This is a genomic window from Stenotrophomonas sp. STEN240 (assembly GCF_056756175.1).
Window position 1 is genome coordinate 15426 of record NZ_JBRRBO010000045.1, and the last position, 20768, is coordinate 36193.

Sequence of the window (20768 nt, forward strand, 5' to 3'; positions counted from 1 at the left end):
CACAGGGGATGCAATCGATGGATGAGTTCAACCCATATGCAGCGCCGGAGGCGGTACCGCCGCCGCTGACGCTCGGCAAGTCGGAGGAGGCCACCTGCTGGCGCGATGGTGATCAGTTGCTGGCACTGCCGCATAGCGATCTGCCACGTTACTGCGTCAAGTGTGGGCGGCCGGCGCTGGAATACCGCAAGCGCAGTTTCTATTGGCATTCGCCCTGGTTGTACCTGCTCATCCTGCTGCACTTCCTGGTCTATCTGATTGCGGCATTGGCGGTGCGCAAGCAGGCGGTGCATCACGTCGGGCTGTGTTCCGAACACCGCAAGCGACGGCTGAATTTCATCATGATGGCCTGGTCATCGCTGGTGCCCTTGTTCGGCTGCTTCCTGTTCGACAGCGGCGCGGTGATCGGCCTGGGCATTCTGGCGTTTCTGGTGATGCTGCTATGGGGCTTGATAGGAATGCAGATACTCAAGCCGAAAAAGATCGATGTGGAGCTGGCGGTGTATCGCGGCGTATCCACTGCATTTCTGGCACGTCTGCCGCGCTATCCGTACCGCCGCGACTAACTGACGGCAGCGATCACGCCGGCCTGCACAAGCGTGCCGGCGTGGATCGGTCAGCCCTCGCTGGGCGGCGGTGAGTGGTCCAGCAGGAACTGGCTGATGGCCTGGCGCAGCGGCAGATCGTCGGTGGTACGCGCAAATGCATCCGCCTGCAGGGCATGGTCGTGGGCTGCCTGCGCTGCGTCGAGATTGGCGTAGCGTTCGGCCACTGCAAGATGGATGGAAGCGCTGTATTCGTCGGCGCCGGCTGCCACGGCCAGCGGCAGGGCACGTTGGTACAGCGCGATGGCGGCCTGGTCATCGGCGGTGAAGTCAGCCAGGGTTTCCCATAGGAAGGGATGGTCGCGACCTTCGCTGGCAACTGCCTCGCAGTAGCTGCGGAGCTCTTCGTACAAAGCCCAGCTGGAACGATTGTCGCCGGCCTGTCCTGCATTGACGATTTCTGCGGCCAGGTCAGCTACGCGTTCGTGGATATCCGGGGGTATTTTCATTGCGATTCACTACGGAGAAAGTGGGTGTCGCGCGTGCATCTGCTCAACCGGGCAAACGCGGATAGCCGTGCGCGTCGCGTTCCTCGGCCACGGCCTGATCCTGGATCTGCTGGTGCAGATCACGCCGCTCGATAGGCAGCAGCGCTTGCCCGCGACGTTGCCTTAGCGCATTGAGAAGACATTGCGCAGCCAGCGCCGTGTCCTTCTGCGCGGCAAAGACTTCGCCCAGCGCTTCCCAGGCGTCCGGCCCCGCACCTTGGGCGATGGCCCGGTGCAGGAATTCCTCGGCCTGTGACCATTGGCCTTGGCCCGCCGCCAGACGCGCCAGGCCCAGCAACAGGGCCGGGCTGGAAGGATGCGCCTGCAACCAACGCTGCGCGCTGGCACGGCGCGAATCCAGTTTCTCTACCGGCAGTTGCGTGTACAGCGTGACCAGCGCTTCGTCCCAGTGGCTGTCCAGGGTCTGTTCAATGCTGCGCAGGGCGACATCGACCCAGTTCAGTGCCACCGCACGTTGCGCATAGTGCGACACCGCCTGGGGGCTGACCCGCAGCGATTTGGGCAGTACTTCCCAGCGCGCAGCAAGCGTGTTGACGTCGGTGGCTTCGTCCAGCATCTGCAGCGCGAGCGTGGTCTCCAGTGCGGCAACGGCGCTGGGCGGCACTACCTGCTGCTGACGCAGGGCGCCAAGCTGGCCGTAGGCCTCCTCGGCGCGGCCGGCGCGCTGCAGTGCCTCGGTGCGCAGCCACAGGCCGCGCGGCGGTAGCGGCTGCAGGGCGGGCAGGTCCAGTGCATTGATCGCTTCCAGCGGCTTGTCCTGCTGCAGCCAGCGCTCGGCGCTGTGCAGGGCATGCAGGTGTGGATCGGCGTCTGCAAGTTGCTGCAGGTGTTGGCCAGCGCTGTTGTTGTCTTCGCGTGCTTCGGCCGCACGCATGGCCGCGACCAGCGCGATCGGGCGTACGGTCTTGTCGCTGGCCGCGCTCTGCAGCAGTTTTTCGGCGCGCTGCCATTGGCCGTTGTCCAGCGCCTGCAGACCATCGATCAGGCGTGCACGGCCCTGCCTGCGGCGGTGCCGGGCCCAGGCCCGGAACGGTGTGCTGAGCAGGGTCCACAGCAACCACAGCAGCAGCGCGGCAATCAGCACCGCCAAGGCCGCCTGCGGCAGGGTGGCGATGTAGTCGTGGTCACCGGCGCGGACAATCACCTCGCCCAGCGCACGGACCGACTCCTGGCCCAGCCACTGCGCGCCGAAAATGCCGATGGCCGCAACCAGCAGTACCAGCAACAGGGATCGGAAAGCCTTCATGGTGCGTCCTCGGCGGCGCGCATGCTGCGCAGCTGCTGCAGGGTGCTGCCCAGCTCGGGCAGGTTGGGGCGCAGTTCAACGCTGCGCAGCTGCTGCAGTTCGGCGCGCCGTTGCTGGCGCTGCGGCGAGTCCGGCCACAGCCGTTGCAACCAGGTACCGCAGCGATCCAACGCCTGCTGCCAGGCCTTGTCATCGGCCCGCTCCAGGGCCGCGCGGGCCAGGCTCAGTTCGATCTGCAATGAATCATTGGCGGCGATGCGCTCGGAGCGGGCGATCAGCACCTTGCCGTCGGCCGGGCGGATCTGCACCAGCGGCGACAGCAGCTGCTGCCACCACGGCTGGGCGGTATCGGCTGCCGTGGGCAGGTGTTCGGGCAGCTGCTCCAGTTGCCCGGCCCACTGGTCAAGCTGGGCGGCAGTGCGGGCGCGGACGCCGGGGCCCAGTGCGTCCAGCGCATTGCGTTCCTGGATCAAGGCCTGGCGCAGGTTGAGGTAGTCGGGGCTGTCGATGCTGTCCAGGGCGTTGGCGGCCAAGCCGTAAAGGCGGCGTGCGCCATCCAGGTCGCCGGCGAAAACCAGCCGCTGCTGGGCCTGGTTGAGCAGCAGCTCGGCTTCTTCGCGGTGCACGGCCTGCGCGCCCTGGCGCGAACTGTCGGCCAGCTGGGCAAGGTTCTGTTCCAGCAGCGCACTGCGCTGGCCCAGACCCAGCACTTCATCACGCAGTATGCGGTTGGTGGCGGCGGCGTCCTGGATGCTGCGCGCATTGGCGCGTTGATCGCGGCGTAGTGCTTCCAGCCCCTGTTGCATGGCCGCCAGCTGCTGGACGGCGTTGTCGCGGGCCAGGTTGGCCTGCTGCTGGCGGGTCTGCCAGCTGTGCCAGCCAAACCAGCCCGCCGCACCCAGCGCGGCAATGGCGATCAGTGGCAGCAGCCAGCGCAGTGGGCGGCGTGGTGGAGCGGGGGCGACATCATTCATCGGGGGGCAACATCCTTGGCGGGCATGGCCACGACACAAGGGTGACCACGCAATTGGTGCTGGCAAAGCATCGCCCGCGCGCTGCAGCCCTGCAAGTCGCCTTTAGTTGCGCACTCAGCCGGCGGCCGGGAACAGCGCGGCGTGGGCGGCGCTGGCCAGCTGCCCGGGCAAGGGCCCCGCGGCAAGGTGCAGCTGGCTGAAACCAAGTTCGGCGGCCAGCTCGGCCAGCCGTTCACTGGCCGCAACCACCGGCGCCTGCTGCCACTGTTCCAGCAACGCCGGCGGCAGATGCGGCAGCACGGTCTGCAGTGCTTCGCCGCTGCTCAGCGCCAGCACATAGGGCGGGGGCAGGGCGAGCAGACGGGCAATGGTGGCCTTGCTGACCGGCAATGTCAGCCGCTCGTAGACATCGATGCGCTGCAAGGTGGCGCCGCGCGCGCTGATCTGTGCGGCAATCACGCCGCGGCCACCGGGCGCGGTGACCAGGGCCACCCGCAGGCCCTGCAGCTGCTGCATGGCCGGCAGCGCCAGCAGACCTTCACTGTCCATCCGGCTGGGGGCATGCACCTTGGCGACGCCATGCCGGCGCAATGCGCGCGCGGTGCCCTCACCGACGGCCACCACGCTGCCTGCACGCAGCTCGCCCAAGGGCAGCAAGCGCGCTGCAGCTTCCGCGGCAGCCGGGCTGGTGAACACCACGCGGTCGCAGTCGCGGGCGGTGGCCATCTGGCTGCGGCTTGCCTCATCGGTACGCATCTGCAGCCGCCATGGTGACAACGCCACCGTACGTGCACCCAAACGCGCTGCCGCGCTGCGCAGGGTGTCGTGTTGCCCTTGCGGACGCATCGATATGAGATGCCAGACCGTGTCGGCTGGCACATAGGCGGGGCGGTTCATTCCATGCATTATGCGGGCGCTTTCCGTTTTTTCGTTGTCTTCCATGTCCGAACATATTGATGAATCCGTGTTGCTGGCAGAACTCCAGCGCACGCTTGCGGCAATGCCTCCGGTTGCAGCGATGGGTATCCGCATCGCCAGCTATGACAATGGTGTGCTGCGCATGCAGGCGCCGTTGGATGCCAACGTCAACGACAAGGGCAATGCCTTTGGCGGCAGCCTGGCCTCGGTAATGACCTTGTCCGGCTGGGCACTGGTCAGCATGCGTCTGGCCTTGGCCGGCAAGCAGGCCGAGGTGTACGTGGCCGACAGCAATATCCGCTACCGCGCGCCGGTCTATGGCGATCTGCTGGCAACCGCCCGGCTGGCGCCGGAGCAGGACTGGGACGACTTCCTGAGCCTGTTCGTCAAGCGCGGCCGGGCCCGGATAACCGTGCGGGCGGCGATCGAAGGCGGCGCGGCCGAGTTCGAAGGACGCTTCGTGGCGCTGAGCAAGGGCTAAGATCAGCCATCATCGAGGGGGCCGCATGTACCGACATCTGTTGAAGACCGTTGCTGTTGCGTTGTTGCTGGTGGCCAACGTAGCCCAGGCCGAAGGGCCGAGCCGGGCCCAGCGCAGCAAGCTGGTGCCTATCCAGGATGCCTATGTGGCGGCGGTGCGCTGGGGCGATTTCGACAAGGCTGAAGGCTTCATCGACCCCCAATACCTGCAGCAGCACCCGCTGAGCGACCTTCAGCGCGAGCGTTACCGGCAGATCCAGGTGTCCAGCTACCGCGAGCGTTCGGCCGGCGTGGGTGCCGATGGCAGCATCGAGCGGCGGGTGGAAATGGGCGTCATCAACCGTAATACCCAGGCCGAGCGCCTGGTCATGGTGAACGAGCGCTGGCGCTGGGATGCGGACAACAAACGCTGGTGGCAGGCGGCCGGTTTGCCGGATCTGTGGCAGGGCCAATGAGTCATTGGCTGGGCTTTCACCGGCTGTGCGACAATCCCTGCCCGCTTATCGACCCGTGACCTGAGTGAATTACGAAGAGTTGCTGGCCTTCGCCGGCCGAAATCCGATGCTGTCGCTGGCCCTGGTCGGCCTGACGGTGGCCATCATTGCCACCGAGATCGCGCGCCTGTTCCGCGGCTATAAATCGCTCAAGCCGTCCGAATTGACCCATATGATCAATGCCGGTGGAGCGACCGTGATCGATCTGTCGGCAGCGGCCGACTTCGAGAAGGGCCATATTGCCGGTAGCCGCAATGTGCAGCCGGCGCAGTTGACCCCCGCGCACAAGCTGCTGGCCAATGCCAAGCAGAGTCCGGTGGTGCTGCTGTGCCGTACCGGCAATGCCTCGGCAACGGCCGCCAAAACCCTTAAAAAAGCCGGTTACGAGCAGGTCTATGTGCTCGACGGTGGCCTGCCGGCTTGGCAGGCGGCAGACCTGCTGCTGGTCAAGGGCCGTAACTGAGTCAGCAAATTTTCAGTAAGGGCTTGTGTCGGTGGCCAACCGCCCCCATCGCTGGTCTTGTACTAATCCCATTCAATGAACAATTTGTTCTGGAGTCTTGAGCAATGTCCGAAGAGAACACCAACGGCGTAGTCCCGGCCGACGAATCCGCCACCGGCCCGGCTTTCACCATCGAGAAGATCTACGTCAAGGACGTCTCTTTCGAATCGCCGAACTCGCCGACCATCTTCAACGAGAACGTGCAGCCGGACCTGCAGCTGAACCTGAACCAGAAGGTGCAGCGCCTGTCGGATACCGCTTTTGAAGTGGTGCTGGGCGTGACCCTGACCTGCAAGGCCGGCGACAAGACCGCCTATGTGGCCGAAGTGGAGCAGGCTGGCGTGTTCGGCCTGATCGGCCTGGAGCCGCAGGCAATCGACGTGCTGCTCGGCACCCAGTGCCCGAACATCCTGTTCCCGTATGTGCGTTCGATGGTGTCGGACCTGATCCAGGCTGGCGGCTTCCCGCCGTTCTACCTGCAGCCGATCAACTTCGAAGGCCTGTACGCCGAAACCCTGCGTCAGCGTCAGCAGCAGGGCGAGCCGTCGCTGGCCGACTCCGAGCCGGCTGGCAACGCCTGATCGGCGTCTGCGTTCAAGCATGAGTACGAACGACGTGGAAAAGATCGCCGTTCTCGGCGCGGGCTCCTGGGGCACCGCGCTGGCCACGCTGTTGGCCCGGCACGGTCATACGACCGTGCTGTGGGGGCGTGATGCAGCGGTAATCGAAGCGATTGATCAGCGTCATGAGAATCCCCGGTATCTGCCGGGGATTCCCTTGCCAGAATCTTTGCGTGCCAGCACCGACCTGGCGGCCACCGTTGCCGGTGCCGACTGGATCCTGGTGGTGGTGCCGTCCCATGCCTTTGCCGAAACCGTGCGCGCGCTGGCGCCGCTGCGGCCGGCGGGTGCGGGCGTGGCCTGGGCGACCAAGGGCTTCGAGCCCGGCTCGGGGCGTTTCCTGCATGAAGTAGCGCGCGAAGTGCTGGGCCCGGACGTGCCGTTGGCCGTCGTCACCGGCCCGTCCTTCGCCAAGGAAGTCACCCTGGGCCTGCCCACCGCCATCACCGTGCACGGCGATGACGAGGCGTTCGCCCAGCAGGTGGCCGATGCCATGCACGGCCCGGCATTCCGCGCCTATACCGGCGACGATATGGTCGGTGCCGAGCTGGGCGGGGCAATGAAGAACGTGCTGGCGGTGGCGACCGGCGTGGCCGATGGCATGCAGCTGGGCCTGAACGCCCGTGCTGGCCTGATCACCCGTGGTCTCAACGAAATGCTGCGCTTGGCGGCCGCCATTGGCGGCAAACCAGAAACGCTGATGGGCCTGGCTGGCCTGGGCGATCTGGTGCTGACCAGTACTGGCGACCTGTCGCGCAATCGCCGCCTGGGTCTGGCGCTCGGCCGTGGCCAGAGCCTGCCCGATGCGGTGAAGGAAATCGGCCAGGTGGTGGAATCGGTGCAGACCGCCGATGAAGTCATGCGCCAGGCCGACCGTCACGGCATCGATTTGCCGATCTCCAAGGCGGTGCAGTCGGTGTTGCACGGCGAACTGAGCCCGTCCGAAGGCCTGCAGCAGCTGCTGGCCCGTGAACAGAAGCCGGAATACCCGGATACGCTGTTCAAGTAAGGATGAGCGAAGATTAAAAAAAAGCCCGGCAATGCCGGGCTTTTTCTTTGCGTGACCGTTTCACGTGGCGGTGGCGTCCCAACGCTCCAGCCGGTAGTGCCGAGCCATGCTCGGCAGGGGCGTCACCCGTATAGCAGTCTGCGGTTCCGATTTTTTTGTGGGAGCGGCGTAAGCCGCGAAGCAGCTGCATCATCAGCTGGCGTGGGTGTCGATGACGTCTGCATCGTCAGCTTCGCGGCTTACGCCGCTCCTACAAAGGAATTTCGCGGCTGCGGGGTTGTTGGTGAAGCCTCTGCCGAGCATGGCTCGGCACTACCAAAGCAAGCAGGAGCGTAGCCCGGGTAAGCGCAGCGCACCCGGGAGGTGCCGGGCATCTGGTTCTTTGTGGGAGCGGCGTAAGCCGCGAGGCAGGTGCACCATCAGCTGTGGTGACTGCCGATGGCGTCTGCATCGTCAGCTTCGCGGCTTACGCCGCTCCCACAAGACTTCGCGGCTGCGGCGTTGTGGGTGAAGCCCCTGCCGAGCATGGCTCGGCACTACCAAAGCAAGCAGCGCCGAGCGCAAAAAAAAGAAGCCCGGTCGGGGGAGGACCGGGCTTCCAGCGGCGCGTGGGAGAGAGGTCACGCGCCGGTACAACACCACTATGTCGCTTGTTGCTTTGTCGCTTACCAGGTGAAGCGCGGGCCGACGAACCATTCCTTGTCGCCAGCCTTGGCCAGCTTCACTTCGCCGGTCAGGCCCCAGTTCGGGGTGAACTTGGCGGTGGCGCCAACGCGGCCGTAGAACTCGCCGTCCGGGTCATAGCCACGCTTCTTGCTGTAATTCTCGTAACCGGCCAGGGCATAGCCCTCGAAGTTCTGGGTGAAGGCGGTACGCACGCCGACTTCAGCGCTATAGCCGCTGAACTTCGGGCCGTACTCGAGATCCAGCTTCTGGTAGGCCGCACGGGCAAGCAGGTCGGTGTTCGGGGCCACGGTGTAGTTGTAACCAACACCCAGGCGCCACTGGTCGACATCGTCCTTGAACTTGTCGGTTTCCTGCGCGCTGTACTCGCCGAACACATGGAAGTTCGGATGTACCGCAACCGAGCCCTTCACTGCCCAACCATCGGCGTCTCCGCCCTTGGCATCGGTATTCACGTAGCCGCCTTCAACATAGTTGTAGGACAGGCCATCGGCAGCCGAAGCGGCGAACGGGAGGGCGGCCAGCAGGCCCAAAGCGATCAAAGAAGTCTTCATTTCGGCATTACCTCGTTATTGGTCTTGATCGGTACGGCCCGAATCTGTGGCCGTTCGATAGTTGTGAATTATCCGTTAGCCGACGGAATCCACCCTGAATACCAAACTGACCAGTACATAAATTAAGGTGAAGAAAGGGGAACTTTGGCCGCTGTCTGCCAGCGGCAACGCTGTATGCGAAAACCTGGGTGCGGTCCTTGGCATCGATGGGGGCTGCATTGGTTCCAGCTGATTGCTGCACAACGCACAACGCCGAGCGGGTTGCTGGTGCGATGGGTGCCCGCTACCGGCTGGTGAATAGCGCCAAATCCGCCGCTTTCCATCGCGCGGCTCTGCAGGCCCAGGCGTGCCCGTTCACGCCTTGCAGCGAATCGCGCGTCGCCGGCCGCGATGGTGGTTCGGTTGGGCGCCAACTAGCGCGCCAGCGCTGCTGCAAACGCCCGCAAGTACGTAGCAACTTTTTTCAACTTTGATGCAGCCAAAGCCGAACACCAGCCCGGGTGCGGCGTCGGTGGCTTGGGACAGTTCTGCGATGCTGGCGATACCGGGAAGATGACGCCTGGCCGCAGCCAGTACCTTCTGGCTGTCGGCAGCGTCGTGCACCTGCACGGCGAGGTGCAGGCCGGCTTCCGAACGCAGCGCGAACAACCAGGCAGACAACGGCCCTCCCAATGCCGCGAGAATCAATGACCTGCGCTGCGCTTATTCCCGCTGCATGCGGCGGACGTGGCGGGCAAGATCACCCTCGCTGATGAAGGCTGCCAATGCGCTCTGCACAACATCGTTGCCGTGCAGATCGGTTGCGTGTTCTGCGGCCACCAGCGCTTCGCGTGCCCAGCCCGGGGCGATGATGCAACCCAGGCGCAGCGATGGAAACATGCTTTTGGAGAACGTGCCGACGTAGAACACGCGGCCCTGGACATCCTGCGTCTTCAATGCATCCAGCGGACGCACGCCATAGCGGAATTCACCGTCATAGTCGTCCTCGATGATCAGCGCGTTGCTGCGCTGCGCATGGTCCAGCAGCGCCCCGCGCTGCGAGGGTGAGAGCGCCACGCCGCACGGCGATTGGTGGGATGGCGTCACACAGACAATGCCTGCATCCGCTGGAATCTGCTCGACGCACAGGCCTTGCGCATACACCGGCACGTGCAGCAGCTCCGCGCCTGCGGCTGCAAAGGCGTTGATGGTGGCGGGATAGCCCGGCCATTCACCGGCAACCTTGCTTGCCCCGCCGTCGACCAGCACCTGCGCCAGCAGCGCGAAGGCCTGCGTCGCTCCCGAGGTCACAATCACCTCATCGGCGCTGCAGGAAATGGCGCGTGCAAACGACACATGCCGGGCAATGGCCTCGCGCAACGCGGTAATCCACCGTTGGGTGAATGCGCCTTGGGCTTTCTTCACGCCGGTTTTCGCAGCGGGCTGTGAGCGTTGCCTCATTCCCAGGCAAGGTTGAAAACCATGGCACGTCCCATCTGGAGTGGCACCCTTTCCTTCGGCCTGTTGAACGTGCCGGTGTCGTTGATGAGTGGCGAGCGCAAGGTGGACATCAGTTTCCGCATGCTCGACTCGCGTGACAAGAAGCCGATCCGCTTCGAACGGGTCAATGCCGAGACCGGTGAAGAGGTGCCGTGGAAGGACATCATCAAGGCCTTCGAGTACGACAAAGGCAGCTATGTGGTGGTCGAGAAGGAGGACATCGCCTCGGCTGCGCCGCAGACCCATGAGTCCATCGATGTCGAGGCCTTCGTTGACCGCGAAGCGATTGGCCTGCGCTTCTATGAGAAGCCCTACGTGCTGGTGCCGGGCAAGAAAGCCGAAAAAGGTTATGTGCTGCTGCGCGAAACGCTGAAGAAGACCGGCAAGGTCGGCGTGGCGCGGGTTGTCATCCGTACCCGCGAATACCTGTGCGCCGTCGCAGCCGAAGACGATGCGCTGGTGCTGTTGATGCTGCGTTACCCGCAGGAACTGGTGGAACCGACCGAGTACAAGCTGCCGGGCGGCAAGGCATCGGACTACCGCATCACCGCTCGGGAGAGCGAGATGGCCGCCAATCTGATTGAATCGATGGCCACGAGTTGGCAGCCGGAAAGCTACGAGGACGAGTTCCGCAAGCGGCTGCAGGCCATCATCCGCAAACGTCTGAAGGCCAAGGGCGCCACCACTCGGATCATCGACGAGCAGGTGCCCGAGCATGAAGACACCACCACCAATGTGGTCGACTTCATGTCGCTGCTGCAGAAGAGCCTGGACGAGAACAAGCGCACCCCTGCACGCAAATCCGCGCCGGCAAAGAAGGCCAAGGTGGCCAAGAAAGCGGCAAAAGCGCCCGCTGGCAAGAGCGCCAAGAGCGCCAAGACCGCGCGCAGGGTGGCGACGCGTTAGCGATGGTCGGCGCGCGGCGGATCGTACCGGTGGGGAATGTCGGCAGACGCATGCGCGGGCATACGTTTCTGTATGTCCTGCCGTGCGTCGGCGAAGACTACGCAAAGCTCGGCATCGCCACCGATCCGATGAGCCGGCTGCAGGCATTTTCGCCGCGCTACTACGCGTTGTTCGATCTTCAGCAGGGCTGGCTGGTGGAGGCCGAAACCGAGCAGGAAGCGCGGGGCTGGGAAACGCACTGGAAGCGCCAGCTGCGTGCGCATGCCGCGCCAGCGCCATTGACGGTTCCGTTGCGTGCCGGTGGCCACACCGAATGGCTGCGGGGCGCGCTGACGGAGCTCGGCAGCCTGCGCGATGCACTTGAGCTGCAGGGGTTCACGGTGCACCCGTCACTGCAGTCGTGGGTGCGCGCGCGGCTTTTGCAACAGCGTGACTTGTTGGCCAGCGCGGAACAGGCCGCAGTGAGAAGTTTTGGTGAACCGGCGCAATGGCCGGCGGCGATTGCCCACCCCGGGCTGCTGCGCCTGCGCGACGGCTTGGATGCCTACCTTGCTCTGCAGCTGCCCATCGAGGACCTGCTTTCCGCCGAACTGTGCACCTGGCATGCACGCAACAGCCTGTTACTGACATTTGCCGGCGACCCTTGGTGAGTCTGTCGGATCAACGCCGCACGCGCTGCGTCGACAGAATCGCCGAGCGGCCGGTGAGCGCGGGTCATGACGAACAGCAAACGATCTGCCTTGCCCACTGCCCAGGGTTGCCGACGCTGCGCTGAATGGAGTGCCGGTTCATCCAGATCAGCTACAAAAAGACGAATCGAGGACCTGCTCCTAACGCTGCTGGTGTGAGCCTGTACGTGCGGCGCTCCCGCCGCATCAGCGAGGCAATGTCGATGTCCACCCAACACGGAACACCGCAGCGCAACGACCACAGCGATCCGAACGCCCAGCAACAGCGCAACGCGCAGCAGCCGGATCAACCCGAGCAGCCAGGGCGCGAGAAGAAGGCCCCTCAGCGCGACAATGAAGAGGAAGAGTGAGCACTGCAAACGCGTGGCCCGTGCGCAGTGTTGATATCCCGGAAGGCGACATCACCGATCCGTCTCCCGTACCGATACAGGATCCACCGCCGCATCAGCCTGCTCCCGGCGCACCTGATTCGCCGCCGGACAAGAAGGCACCCGGCGACGAACCGGGCAGAAAAAAGAAGGCGGCACCGTGAGGTGCCGCCTTCTTCATTCACATCCCGTGCTGGGCGTGGCTGCAGGTCGCGTCAGCGCATCAATGATGCGCGCCTGCCACCATCAGCGCCGAGCTGTCCACGCGCGTTACGCCCTTGATGCCTTTGGCAGCGGCGATGGCACGGTCGGCTTCCACTTTGGAGGCGACGGTGCCGCTCAAGGTCACCACACCGTTGACCGTTTCCACCTTGATTTCCGTGCCCGAAACATCCTTGGTGGTCAGCAGCTCGGCCTTGACCTTGGTGGTGATCCAGGTATCGGTGCCGGGCTGTTCGGATTCATGGCCCTGCATCGCCTGGCCAGCGGCCTGCACGGTGAGCGCAGTGCCTGCGCAGCCAACGGCAATCATGCCTGCGAACAGCAGTTGCTTCATCTTGCGGGTTTCCATGGCGCATCTCCGATCGGAGCAACGATGCTCCATCTGCAGGATGCACGACCGGCGATTAAGTGGATGCCTGCATGCGGTGATGAGCAGGTGCATGAAATGCAAAGGTCGCGTAACGCGCATGCAATGCGCCATGGCCGGGTAGGTACTGATGCAATGTTGCTCTGCGCGGACCGGCGCCGCGCTGCAGGACTCAGGCGATCATCAGATCCCAGGGCAGGCTGGAATCCTTGAACTTGAAGCGATAGCCATCAAAGTCGATCTGCTTGGCGATATTGCCCTGCGCATCGACCATGGTATGGAAGCAGACGTCACTCAGGCCCATGGTTGCCACGCGGCGTCCATCGTTGCTGCCTTTGGGGACGTTCTTGGATTCAGTGGCCAGCAGCGTCACCGCGCGCAGTTGACGGCCAGGACCTTCGAGAAAGAATTGAATGTTGTGCATATGCGTGCTCCGGAATGAGATCCCCCCGGATCAGACTCATCACCTATAGCGGGGAGAGGGAAGAGGGGCAATGGCTGAATGCGCATAACCGCGAATTGGCTCTCAGTGAGTTTGTTAACTCGCATCCATGATGCGCAGCGCATGGCGCCATGCCGCGCGTATTCAACAACTACCAGGGCGCAATCGAGAGGGCGATGACCAGGGCGATGACGGCGATGCCGATCAGGATGATGCTGCGCTGGCTGAATCTTCTGCGCTTCATACACGCTCCGTGCGGTGCAAGGCGATGTTGCTAACCCCTGCTATAGCAGATGCTTTCGCAACGCCAAGCAAACGCCGCACGCCCGCGGTGGTGTGCGGTTAAGCAACGCGTCGTTTTGCGCAGGCTTCCATCACTGCGATGCAGGTGATGACGATGCGTGGAATCGCCGATGCGATGCAGCGCCAGCGTGCTTGCAGCGGGCGCGGCTGCGGCGCGAGTGCCGCAACCGCTGCAGCATCAATCAACAATGGGCAGGGTGATGTAACTGGGGTGCTCGCTGCTGTTCCAGATGCGCTGCGTCGCCTTGCGATAGTCGCCAGGTTGGGCGAAGAAGATGTTGTCCACATACTGCTGCGGATTGCGGTCGTAGAGGGGGAACAAGCTGGACTGCACCTGCACCATCAAGCGGTGACCGGGTTGCAGCGTCTGGTTCACATTGGGCAGGTCGAAGGTATACGACTGCACCGCATCGGGGGTGATCGGCTTGGGCTGGCTGAAGCTGTCGCGGTAACGTCCACGGAAGATGGTGATTGCCAGCGGCAACTGATAGCCGGCCAGCTTCGGGTTGTCGGGATACTGGTCCGGATAGACATCGATCAGCTTGACCACCCAATCGCTGTCGGTGCCGGAGGTGGACGCGCTGAGCTGCACCTGCGGCATGCCGGCGAGCTTCATCGGTTTGTCCAGCACCGGGCCGGTGTAGGTAAGCACGTCGGTGCGGCCGTCGACGAAACGCTGGTCGCGCACCAGCCAGGTGGTCCATACATCGCGGTCGCCCATGTTTACCGGGCGTGGCACGAACGGTACCGGCTTGGCCGGATCGGAAACATATTCGGCGTACTGCGCGCCGCTGCTGCTGCCGGTGAAGCCCAGCTGCGCATCGGCGTTCAAGTACAGGCGGCGTGCCGTGGCGCTGCAGTCGTGCGCACAACTCTGCGGCCAGTTGCGGTAGCTGTCCCAGCGGTTGTTGCCGGCGTCGTACACCCATACCGGTGGCGTGTTGGCTGTTGCTGCTCCGTCCTTGAGGTATTGGTCGAAGAACGGTTTGAGTACATCCCGACGCCACTGCAGCGCGGTATCGCCGTTGAAGTCCAGCGCGCCGAGTGAGCTTCCGTTGTAGTTGGCGCCGCTGTGTCGCCATGGCCCGATCACCAGGAAATTGCGGGTGTTGTCGTGGTCCTTGGGTTCCAGCGCGGCCCAGGCGGTATGCGCGCCGTAGATGTCTTCCTGATCCCACAGGCCTTGTTCCCACATCGTTGGCACGGTGATCTGCGGCAGCTTGGCCAGCAGCTTGTCCAAGGCCTGCTGCTGCCAGAACGCGTCGTAGGCCGGGTGCTCGCTGACCTTGTGCCAGGCCGGTATCTGTTCCAGCCCCTGCGCCTTGGCAAAGGCGCCGACCGAGCCGGCCTGCAGGAAGCTGCTGTAGTCATCGGCGCCGGGCATGGCCATTTTCGCGCCGGCACCGCGTGCAGTCATCTGCCCGCTGAAATAGCCGAGATTCACCTGCCGATAGGCGCCATTCTGGAACCAGTCATCGCCCATCCAGCCATCGATCATCGGGCTTTCCGGCGCGGCCACTTTCAACGCCGGGTGTGGGTCGAGCAGCGCCATCACCACGGTGAAGCCTTCGTACGACGAGCCGAGCATGCCGACCTTGCCATTGGACTCGGGCAGGTGCTTGACCAGCCAGTCGATGCTGTCCCAGGCGTCGGTGCTGTGATCGATCTTGCCGGGGTTGAGCGGCCCGCGTGGCGGCCGCGTCATCACATAGTCGCCTTCGGAACCGTACTTGCCACGCACGTCCTGGAACACGCGGATATAGCCGTCTTCCGCGAACACCGTATCGCCCTGCGCGAGCGCGTCGACCAGGCGCGTGGCGCCCGGCGTGCGGTCCACCCGGCCGGCCGCGTTGTAAGGCGTGCGGGTGAACAGGATCGGCGCGTTGTGCGCGCCCTTGGGGATCATGATGACGGTGTAGAGCTTGACCCCGTCACGCATCGGGATCATCACCTCGCGCTTGATGAAGTCACGCGCCGGTTCGGGTGCGACAAACTTCTTGCCGGTGATGTCCGGCGTCATCGGCGAGACCTGCGCCGTAGCGCTGCTTGCCATGCCGGCAGTGCAGACGACGGCGATGGCTGCTGCCAGGAGCTGGATCCGCATTGCTCGACCTCACGCGTTCGGGGTAAGCGCTGACGCTATGCCTGTGTAGCGGCGGTTACACATGGCAAAGGTCATGGGGTTAATGCAAAAGGCACCCCTCCCCAACCCTCCCCTGCGCTGCGCGCAAGGGAGGGGGCAAAGGCAGCGCCGCGAAGGTCTGAAAGTTTGCGGCGAACAGCCCCCTCCCTTGCGCGCAGCGCAGGGGAGGGTTGGGGAGGGGTGCTCTTAAAGCTCTACGCCTCAACCCCAAACTCACCCAGCAAGCAACTCCACATGCTCGCCAGCGGGCCCGCGCAGACTGCGTCGTGCGCCGACCACCGTCACTTCCCAACCAGCATCGCGTAGCGCGCCATCTGCCACCGCCGGCAAACGCAGCGCAAGACTGTATTGACCCGCATGACGGCGCGGGGCGGCAGCCGGTAGTTCCACTTGATCGATCTCGACCATGCACTGGCCCGGCATCGGCACCACGGCGACCGGGAAGCGGCCCTCCAGTGGCTTGCCATAGGCACGATTGAGCACGGTGATCTTGGTATCGAAAGCCCAGCCTTTCGCACCCAGCAACGCCGACCACGCATGTTGCGAGGCATCGCGATCAGGCGTGGTCATCACGCCGATGAAGGTGTTCGCCACGCTGGCGTCCGTCATCGGCAGATCGAACGGCGGCACCTGCGCCTTGATCTGGGTGAGATACAACAGCTCGCCGCAGGGGCCAAGCACCTGCGCGGCGCGGATGGCATCGCTCAGTTCCAGATTGGCGGCCGCGCCCAGCACCTTGAACGGTGGCTGCAGTCCCGCTGCCAGGGTGTCGATGTCGCCCACCAGCACTTCCAGTGACAGCCAGCCGTGGCGGAACATCGGTTCGGCGACGACCGCAGCGGGGTCCTCGACCACCCGCAACACGGGCTCGCCTGCGCTGTTGGTCAGCCAGGCCAGCGGCGCCCCGGCCAGATCATGCAGATCCAACGCGGCGGCATCGTCGGTGCTGAGCGTGGCTTGCTGCTGCACCTGCAGGTCCAGCTGCGCGACATAGGCATCGCAGACCTGCTGCAGGTCCGGTGCTATCAAGGTGGCGTGGATGATGCCTTGCTTCATGTGCGGCGCTCCGCGGCCAGTTTGCGTTCAAGCCACGGCATCAGGCCGCCGCCGGCGACGATTTCCATCAGCTCGGTGGGGATTTTCTCGCAGCCGAATTCGCGGCCGCTGGTGTGATTGATGATGCGTCCTTCCACCGGGCGTACTTCCAGTTCATCGCCGCGCGATGCTTCCAGATTCGCACACACCAGTGCCGGTACGCCGAGGTTGAGCGCGTTGCGATAGAAGATGCGCGCGAATGACTTGGCGATGATGGCGCCCACGCCAAGTTCGGCCAACGCCTGCACCGCCTGTTCGCGCGAGGAACCAATACCGAAGGACTCGCCGCCGACCACGATGTCGCCGCGCTGCACTTCACTGGCGAACGCCGGGTCCACCGCTTCCAGGCAATGGCTGGCGAGCACGCTCATCGGTTCACGCATATACGGGCCGGGCGCCAGCACATCGGTGTCGATGCGGTCGCCGAAGACAAAGGCCTTGCCACGGACGTTCATGCGCCTTCTCCCAGCAGTTCGCGCGGATCACAGATTTCGCCCTTCACCGCCGCCGCTGCAACACTGTACGGCGAGCCCAGATACACCTGCGCCTCGGCCGAGCCCATGCGGCCCTTGAAGTTGCGCGCGGTGGTGGACATGCACACTTCGCCGCTGCTGAGCATGCCCGCACCCATGCCGGCGCAGGCGCCACAACCGGACGGCAGCAGGATCGCACCGGCTGCGGTCAGCGTGGCCAGGGTGCCTTCGGCAGCGGCCTGTGCGGTCATCGCCACCGAGGCCGGGGCGATCAGCAGACGCGTGCCCTTGGCGATTTTGCGGCCTTTCAACACCTCGGCGGCCATGCGCAGGTCGGTGAGCTTGGCGCCGGTGCAGGCGCCGATATAAGCCTGGTCGATATGCACCTTGCCGTGCTCACCCACCGGCCGGCTGTTGGCCGGGCTGTGCGGCGCGGCCACGTGTGGTGCTATCTGCGCGGCGTCGTAACGGTAGTGATGCAGGTAATTGGCGTCGGCATCGCTGCGCCAATGCGCAAGATCGCCGTGGAAGGGCTTGCCGGCCAGTTCCAGTGCCGCAAGCGTGGTCGCGTCGGGCTCGACGATGCCGGTTTCCGCGCCCAGTTCGGCGGCCATGTTGCACAGGGTCAGACGCTCGTGCATCGGCATCGCCTGCACTGCGCTGCCGCCGTATTCGAACACTTGGCCTTCGTTGCCCATGCCGTACTGGCCGCACAGCATCAGCATCACATCCTTGGCGCTGACGCCGGCGGCGAGTGCGCCGTCCAGCTGCACGCGGGTGGTCTGCGGCACGCGCAGCCAGACTTCGCCGGTGACCAGTGCGCCGGTGATGTCGGTGGCACCCATGCCGACCATGAAGGCACCGAAGGCACCGCCGCTGGGCGAGTGCGAATCGCCGCCCACGCAGAACATGCCCGGCTGCACATGGCCGTGTTCCTGCAGCACCACGTGGCAGATGCCGAGCATGTCGTAATGGGTGACGCCCTGTGCCTGCGCCCACTTGCGGGTGAGCGCGAGGATATCCGCGCTTTCCATGTCCACCGCCGGCACGAAGTGGTCGGAAACAACCACGACCTTGTTCGGGTCCCACACCTTGGCGCCGAGTTTTTCCAGCCGCGAGGCCACCCGGCGTGGGCCGCCGGAGTCGTGCATCATCAACAGGTCGAGCTTGGCGGTGAGGATTTCACCGGCACGCACGGCCTCACGCCCGCAGGCACGGGCGAGAATTTTTTCGGCAAGCGTTGCACGCACAGTCGCACTCAAGCGGACGTCTCCGGGTTGTTGGTTTCGTAGTCCAGGCGCATCTGGTAGCGCAGCTGGTCTGGGCGGTATTGGATTTCCAGCAGATCCTGCAGGTGCTGGTTGGCATCAAAGGAGCGCCGCTCCAGCGTCATCACCGCCTGCCCGGTCGCCATCTGCAGATGCATCGCCGACAGCGCGCCCACGCGCATCGCCGACACGGTCTGCTGCACCTTGCTCACCTCGATGCCGCAGCGGCGGAACAGCTCGATGCGCGAGCCATAGGCCAGATTTTCGGCATTGAAGTCCGGGTGCCGGGTGCGGGTCCAGCTGCCGTAGTAGCCAAACGGATGGCCGTGGCGGCTGCGCACACGCACGCAGCGCACCAGCGGCTCATCGACCGCGCTGCCGAACAGTTCGCGGATGGGCTCGGGTGGCACGATGCATTCCCAGCCAAGCAGCCGCACCTGGGTATTGCCGGCCAGCGTGTCCAGCGTGTGCATCAGCTCGCCAAGCGGCGTCTTCAGCGGCATGGGGATGGTCGAGGTACGCACCTTGCCACCCACCACGCGGGTGCCACGGCCGCGCTGGCGCACCAGCAGGCCGTCATCGGCCAGCAGCTGCAGGGCCTGGCGCACCGTCACCCGCGAGATGCGCAGGCGCCGGGCCAGCTCTTCCTCGCGTGGCAGCTGTTCGCCATCGCCGATCTCGCCGCGCTCGATCAGCCCGCGCAGGAAGCACTGCAGCTGGTGATAGAGCGGGGCGTGCACGTCGCGGCGGAGGATGCCCTCCAGGGATTGGGTGGTGAACGGGTCCACGGCAGCAGGCCTGGCAGCTCGGAATAATCTTAATGATATATCTATATAACTATATTTGACCGATGCCGCAATCGGCTTCATGGGCTACATCCGGCGGCCGGTCTGTGCCATTCTTTGTCCGGACATTGTTGTAGTGGCATGCGTTCCCCGTTCACCCTTTCGCAACAGGTGTGCCGATGAAACGTTTCTACCCGTGGCTGATCTGCATCGTGGCCATGTTGATGCTGGCGATCTCCAATGGCATGACCATGACCGGGATCACGGCCTTCGACCCGTCATTGCTGGATGAATTCGGCTGGAGCCGTGGCCAGCTCAAGTTCCGTGACATGTTCAACCTGCTGCTGGCCGCGCTGATGTCGCCGTTTGTCGGCGCGCTGATCGACCGTATCGGAGTGCGCAGCCTGGCCTTGTTCGGCAGCGTGCTGCTGGCGGTGCTGTATGCGGCCTACTCGCAGGTGCATTCCATCACCCACGTCTATCTGATCCATGTCGGCTTCGCCGCGGTGGTGGTGAGCAGCGGCCTGAGCGTGGCGGTGATCATGGTCTCGCAGTGGTTCCAGACCCGCCGTGGCACGGCGCTGGGCATCGCCCTGGTCGGCAGCAGCCTGGGTGGGATGCTGGTGCCCAAGATCATCATCGCGCTGCTGCCCGAGCATGGCTGGCGCGGCAGCTTCCTGCTGATGGCGGTGATACCGGTGGCGTTGTTCGTGCTGTGCCTGGCGCTGGTGCGCTCGCCCGATGGCAAGGGCCTGCGCCGTTGGGGCGAAGGCCAGGCCAGCAACAATGCCGGCCCGGGCTGCTGCAGCAGCCTGCCGGATCTCAGCTACGGGCAGGCGCTGCGCACCCGTACCTTCTGGGCGCTGGCGGTGGTGGCGGTGACCACGTTCTGGGGAATCATGTCGCTGTCCTCGCACCTGATCCTCAACATGAAGGACCTGGGCTTCAGTGGTGAGCAGGCGGGTAACGGCATGTTCCTGCTGTTCGGCCTGGGCATGGTCGGCAAGTTCCTGTTCGGCTTTCTGGCCGACGTGACCACGTCCAAGAAGGTGTTCGTCTGCAACGTGGCGTTGATGGCGGTCGGCTCGGTGATCATCGCCCTGCAGCACCGTGACCTGCTGTGGACCGGCTTGATCGTGATGGGGCTGGGGTGGGGCGGGCTGTACGCGATCCTGCAGCTGCAGATCGTCGAGGCGTTCGGGCTGAGTGCTGCCGGCAAGATCCTCGGCACGATCTCGCTGATGGATGCCACCTCCGCAGGCCTTGGCATCTGGTTGACCGCGGTGATGTTTGACCACTTCGGCAATTACCACGTTGCGTTCACCGTGATCGCGGTGCTGGTGGCGATTGGCCTGCTGGCCTCGTTCTTCGTGCGCGATGAGCGCCGCCTGGCGTTTGCCGCTGCGGCGGGCGAGGGCGAAGGTACGCAGGCGTCGGCGCAGGATTCCGCCGTGGTGCGCGGACTGGTTTGAGTGCCTGGTCGCAGCAGCACTGCGCTCGTTGTGGGAGCGGCATAAGCCGCGAAGCTGACATTGTTGAAGTTGCTGGTAGTTGTGCAATCTGATGATGTGCCTGCTTCGCGGCTGACGCCGCTCCTACAAATGAAAAGCAGGGGTCACAAGCTGTTTGTAGG

At 64.4% G+C, this 20768-nt stretch carries 25 protein-coding genes; 11 read left to right on the plus strand and 14 right to left on the minus strand.

Annotated elements, in window-relative coordinates:
* Positions 1–17: 17 nt before the first annotated feature.
* Positions 18–566, plus strand: a complete 549-nt coding sequence (locus ACVOKO_RS16080; protein WP_346499880.1) for a hypothetical protein — start codon at positions 18–20, stop codon at positions 564–566.
* A gap of 50 nt (positions 567–616) precedes the next feature.
* Here ACVOKO_RS16080 and ACVOKO_RS16085 read toward each other — a convergent pair whose 3' ends face one another.
* From ACVOKO_RS16085 to ACVOKO_RS16100, 4 genes are all read right to left on the minus strand, one after another.
* Complete coding sequence (locus tag ACVOKO_RS16085; RefSeq protein ID WP_346499881.1) at positions 617–1054, minus strand: hypothetical protein; 438 nt, start codon at positions 1052–1054, stop codon at positions 617–619.
* 43 nt (positions 1055–1097) lie between these two features.
* Entirely contained in the window at positions 1098–2360 is a 1263-nt protein-coding gene (locus ACVOKO_RS16090) for a heme biosynthesis protein HemY (RefSeq protein ID WP_346499882.1), read from the minus strand.
* Positions 2357–3334, minus strand: a complete 978-nt coding sequence (locus ACVOKO_RS16095) for a uroporphyrinogen-III C-methyltransferase (protein WP_346499883.1) — start codon at positions 3332–3334, stop codon at positions 2357–2359. Before ACVOKO_RS16095 ends, ACVOKO_RS16090 begins: the two co-directional genes overlap by 4 nt.
* A 114-nt stretch (positions 3335–3448) precedes the next feature.
* The gene (locus ACVOKO_RS16100) at positions 3449–4231 is read right to left on the minus strand and encodes a uroporphyrinogen-III synthase (protein WP_346499884.1); all 783 of its coding nucleotides are present in this window, start codon (positions 4229–4231) and stop codon (positions 3449–3451) included.
* 43 nt (positions 4232–4274) lie between these two features.
* On the opposite strand from ACVOKO_RS16100, the gene ACVOKO_RS16105 reads away from it, so the two are divergent.
* The 5 genes from ACVOKO_RS16105 to ACVOKO_RS16125 all read left to right on the plus strand — a co-directional run bounded on the left by ACVOKO_RS16105 (position 4275) and on the right by ACVOKO_RS16125 (position 7357).
* Positions 4275–4733 (plus strand): YiiD C-terminal domain-containing protein, encoded by a 459-nt coding sequence (locus ACVOKO_RS16105; RefSeq protein WP_346499885.1) that lies wholly within the window; start codon positions 4275–4277, stop codon positions 4731–4733.
* Between the two features lie 25 nt (positions 4734–4758).
* Positions 4759–5187 (plus strand): hypothetical protein, encoded by a 429-nt coding sequence (locus tag ACVOKO_RS16110; protein ID WP_346499886.1) that lies wholly within the window; start codon positions 4759–4761, stop codon positions 5185–5187.
* Between the two features lie 64 nt (positions 5188–5251).
* Entirely contained in the window at positions 5252–5689 is a 438-nt protein-coding gene (locus ACVOKO_RS16115; RefSeq protein ID WP_346499887.1) for a rhodanese-like domain-containing protein, read from the plus strand.
* Between the two features lie 104 nt (positions 5690–5793).
* Positions 5794–6309 carry a protein-export chaperone SecB gene (gene secB, locus ACVOKO_RS16120; protein WP_057629187.1) on the plus strand — a complete coding sequence of 172 codons (516 nt, stop codon included), beginning with the start codon at positions 5794–5796 and terminating at the stop codon, positions 6307–6309.
* A 19-nt stretch (positions 6310–6328) separates the two neighbouring features.
* Positions 6329–7357, plus strand: coding sequence for an NAD(P)H-dependent glycerol-3-phosphate dehydrogenase (locus ACVOKO_RS16125; RefSeq protein WP_346499888.1), 1029 nt, complete (start codon positions 6329–6331; stop codon positions 7355–7357).
* Positions 7358–8022: 665 nt separating this feature from the next.
* On the opposite strand, the gene ACVOKO_RS16130 is transcribed toward ACVOKO_RS16125, so the two are convergent.
* From ACVOKO_RS16130 to ACVOKO_RS16140, 3 genes are all read right to left on the minus strand, one after another.
* Positions 8023–8595 (minus strand): OmpO family porin, encoded by a 573-nt coding sequence (locus ACVOKO_RS16130; RefSeq protein WP_346499889.1) that lies wholly within the window; start codon positions 8593–8595, stop codon positions 8023–8025.
* A gap of 354 nt (positions 8596–8949) precedes the next feature.
* Entirely contained in the window at positions 8950–9255 is a 306-nt protein-coding gene (locus ACVOKO_RS16135) for a hypothetical protein (protein ID WP_346499890.1), read from the minus strand.
* A 42-nt stretch (positions 9256–9297) separates the two neighbouring features.
* Positions 9298–9999, minus strand: coding sequence for an aminotransferase-like domain-containing protein (locus ACVOKO_RS16140; protein ID WP_346499891.1), 702 nt, complete (start codon positions 9997–9999; stop codon positions 9298–9300).
* Between the two features lie 57 nt (positions 10000–10056).
* Between ACVOKO_RS16140 and ku the strand changes: the two genes are divergently transcribed.
* From ku to ACVOKO_RS16160, 4 genes are all read left to right on the plus strand, one after another.
* On the plus strand, positions 10057–10980 hold the full coding sequence (ku, locus tag ACVOKO_RS16145; protein WP_346499892.1) for a non-homologous end joining protein Ku: 924 nt from the start codon (positions 10057–10059) through the stop codon (positions 10978–10980).
* Positions 10981–11030: 50 nt separating this feature from the next.
* On the plus strand, positions 11031–11630 hold the full coding sequence (locus ACVOKO_RS16150; RefSeq protein WP_346499893.1) for a GIY-YIG nuclease family protein: 600 nt from the start codon (positions 11031–11033) through the stop codon (positions 11628–11630).
* A 242-nt stretch (positions 11631–11872) separates the two neighbouring features.
* Entirely contained in the window at positions 11873–12019 is a 147-nt protein-coding gene (locus ACVOKO_RS16155) for a hypothetical protein (protein ID WP_346499894.1), read from the plus strand.
* Complete coding sequence (locus ACVOKO_RS16160) at positions 12016–12201, plus strand: hypothetical protein (protein WP_346499895.1); 186 nt, start codon at positions 12016–12018, stop codon at positions 12199–12201. Before ACVOKO_RS16155 ends, ACVOKO_RS16160 begins: the two co-directional genes overlap by 4 nt.
* Before the next feature lie 59 nt (positions 12202–12260).
* Here the strand turns inward: ACVOKO_RS16160 and ACVOKO_RS16165 are convergent, their stop codons facing one another.
* From ACVOKO_RS16165 to ACVOKO_RS16195, 7 genes are all read right to left on the minus strand, one after another.
* Positions 12261–12608, minus strand: a complete 348-nt coding sequence (locus ACVOKO_RS16165; RefSeq protein ID WP_346499896.1) for a BON domain-containing protein — start codon at positions 12606–12608, stop codon at positions 12261–12263.
* A gap of 190 nt (positions 12609–12798) precedes the next feature.
* Positions 12799–13050 (minus strand): hypothetical protein, encoded by a 252-nt coding sequence (locus tag ACVOKO_RS16170; protein ID WP_346499897.1) that lies wholly within the window; start codon positions 13048–13050, stop codon positions 12799–12801.
* A 499-nt stretch (positions 13051–13549) separates the two neighbouring features.
* Positions 13550–15469, minus strand: a complete 1920-nt coding sequence (locus tag ACVOKO_RS16175; RefSeq protein ID WP_430980800.1) for a CocE/NonD family hydrolase — start codon at positions 15467–15469, stop codon at positions 13550–13552.
* A gap of 258 nt (positions 15470–15727) precedes the next feature.
* On the minus strand, positions 15728–16570 hold the full coding sequence (locus ACVOKO_RS16180; RefSeq protein ID WP_346499898.1) for a hypothetical protein: 843 nt from the start codon (positions 16568–16570) through the stop codon (positions 15728–15730).
* Positions 16567–17064, minus strand: coding sequence for a LeuD/DmdB family oxidoreductase small subunit (locus tag ACVOKO_RS16185; protein ID WP_346499899.1), 498 nt, complete (start codon positions 17062–17064; stop codon positions 16567–16569). The genes ACVOKO_RS16180 and ACVOKO_RS16185 overlap by 4 nt, the downstream gene beginning before the upstream one ends.
* Positions 17061–18344, minus strand: coding sequence for a 3-isopropylmalate dehydratase large subunit (locus ACVOKO_RS16190; RefSeq protein ID WP_346499900.1), 1284 nt, complete (start codon positions 18342–18344; stop codon positions 17061–17063). Before ACVOKO_RS16190 ends, ACVOKO_RS16185 begins: the two co-directional genes overlap by 4 nt.
* A complete protein-coding gene (locus ACVOKO_RS16195) occupies positions 18341–19138 on the minus strand; it encodes a GntR family transcriptional regulator (RefSeq protein ID WP_346499901.1) in 798 nt (265 codons plus the stop codon). Before ACVOKO_RS16195 ends, ACVOKO_RS16190 begins: the two co-directional genes overlap by 4 nt.
* Before the next feature lie 176 nt (positions 19139–19314).
* Here ACVOKO_RS16195 and ACVOKO_RS16200 point away from each other — a divergent pair, with 176 nt between their 5' ends.
* Positions 19315–20607, plus strand: coding sequence for an MFS transporter (locus ACVOKO_RS16200; protein ID WP_346499902.1), 1293 nt, complete (start codon positions 19315–19317; stop codon positions 20605–20607).
* Positions 20608–20768 lie beyond the last annotated feature (161 nt).

Bases quoted from the DNA above. Each gene is read 5' to 3' on its own strand.
- ACVOKO_RS16170 (WP_346499897.1), bottom strand. From the start codon at position 13,050: ATGCACAACATTCAATTCTTTCTCGAAGGTCCTGGCCGTCAACTGCGC.
- ACVOKO_RS16180 (WP_346499898.1), bottom strand. From the start codon at position 16,570: ATGAAGCAAGGCATCATCCACGCCACCTTGATAGCACCGGACCTGCAG.
- secB (WP_057629187.1), top strand. From the start codon at position 5,794: ATGTCCGAAGAGAACACCAACGGCGTAGTCCCGGCCGACGAATCCGCC.
- ACVOKO_RS16185 (WP_346499899.1), bottom strand. From the start codon at position 17,064: ATGAACGTCCGTGGCAAGGCCTTTGTCTTCGGCGACCGCATCGACACC.
- ACVOKO_RS16125 (WP_346499888.1), top strand. From the start codon at position 6,329: ATGAGTACGAACGACGTGGAAAAGATCGCCGTTCTCGGCGCGGGCTCC.
- ACVOKO_RS16080 (WP_346499880.1), top strand. From the start codon at position 18: ATGGATGAGTTCAACCCATATGCAGCGCCGGAGGCGGTACCGCCGCCG.
- ACVOKO_RS16105 (WP_346499885.1), top strand. From the start codon at position 4,275: ATGTCCGAACATATTGATGAATCCGTGTTGCTGGCAGAACTCCAGCGC.
- ACVOKO_RS16085 (WP_346499881.1), bottom strand. From the start codon at position 1,054: ATGAAAATACCCCCGGATATCCACGAACGCGTAGCTGACCTGGCCGCA.
- ACVOKO_RS16130 (WP_346499889.1), bottom strand. From the start codon at position 8,595: ATGAAGACTTCTTTGATCGCTTTGGGCCTGCTGGCCGCCCTCCCGTTC.
- ACVOKO_RS16090 (WP_346499882.1), bottom strand. From the start codon at position 2,360: ATGAAGGCTTTCCGATCCCTGTTGCTGGTACTGCTGGTTGCGGCCATC.
- ACVOKO_RS16155 (WP_346499894.1), top strand. From the start codon at position 11,873: ATGTCCACCCAACACGGAACACCGCAGCGCAACGACCACAGCGATCCG.
- ACVOKO_RS16150 (WP_346499893.1), top strand. From the start codon at position 11,031: ATGCGCGGGCATACGTTTCTGTATGTCCTGCCGTGCGTCGGCGAAGAC.
- ACVOKO_RS16165 (WP_346499896.1), bottom strand. From the start codon at position 12,608: ATGGAAACCCGCAAGATGAAGCAACTGCTGTTCGCAGGCATGATTGCC.
- ACVOKO_RS16095 (WP_346499883.1), bottom strand. From the start codon at position 3,334: ATGAATGATGTCGCCCCCGCTCCACCACGCCGCCCACTGCGCTGGCTG.
- ACVOKO_RS16100 (WP_346499884.1), bottom strand. From the start codon at position 4,231: ATGAACCGCCCCGCCTATGTGCCAGCCGACACGGTCTGGCATCTCATA.
- ku (WP_346499892.1), top strand. From the start codon at position 10,057: ATGGCACGTCCCATCTGGAGTGGCACCCTTTCCTTCGGCCTGTTGAAC.
- ACVOKO_RS16110 (WP_346499886.1), top strand. From the start codon at position 4,759: ATGTACCGACATCTGTTGAAGACCGTTGCTGTTGCGTTGTTGCTGGTG.
- ACVOKO_RS16200 (WP_346499902.1), top strand. From the start codon at position 19,315: ATGAAACGTTTCTACCCGTGGCTGATCTGCATCGTGGCCATGTTGATG.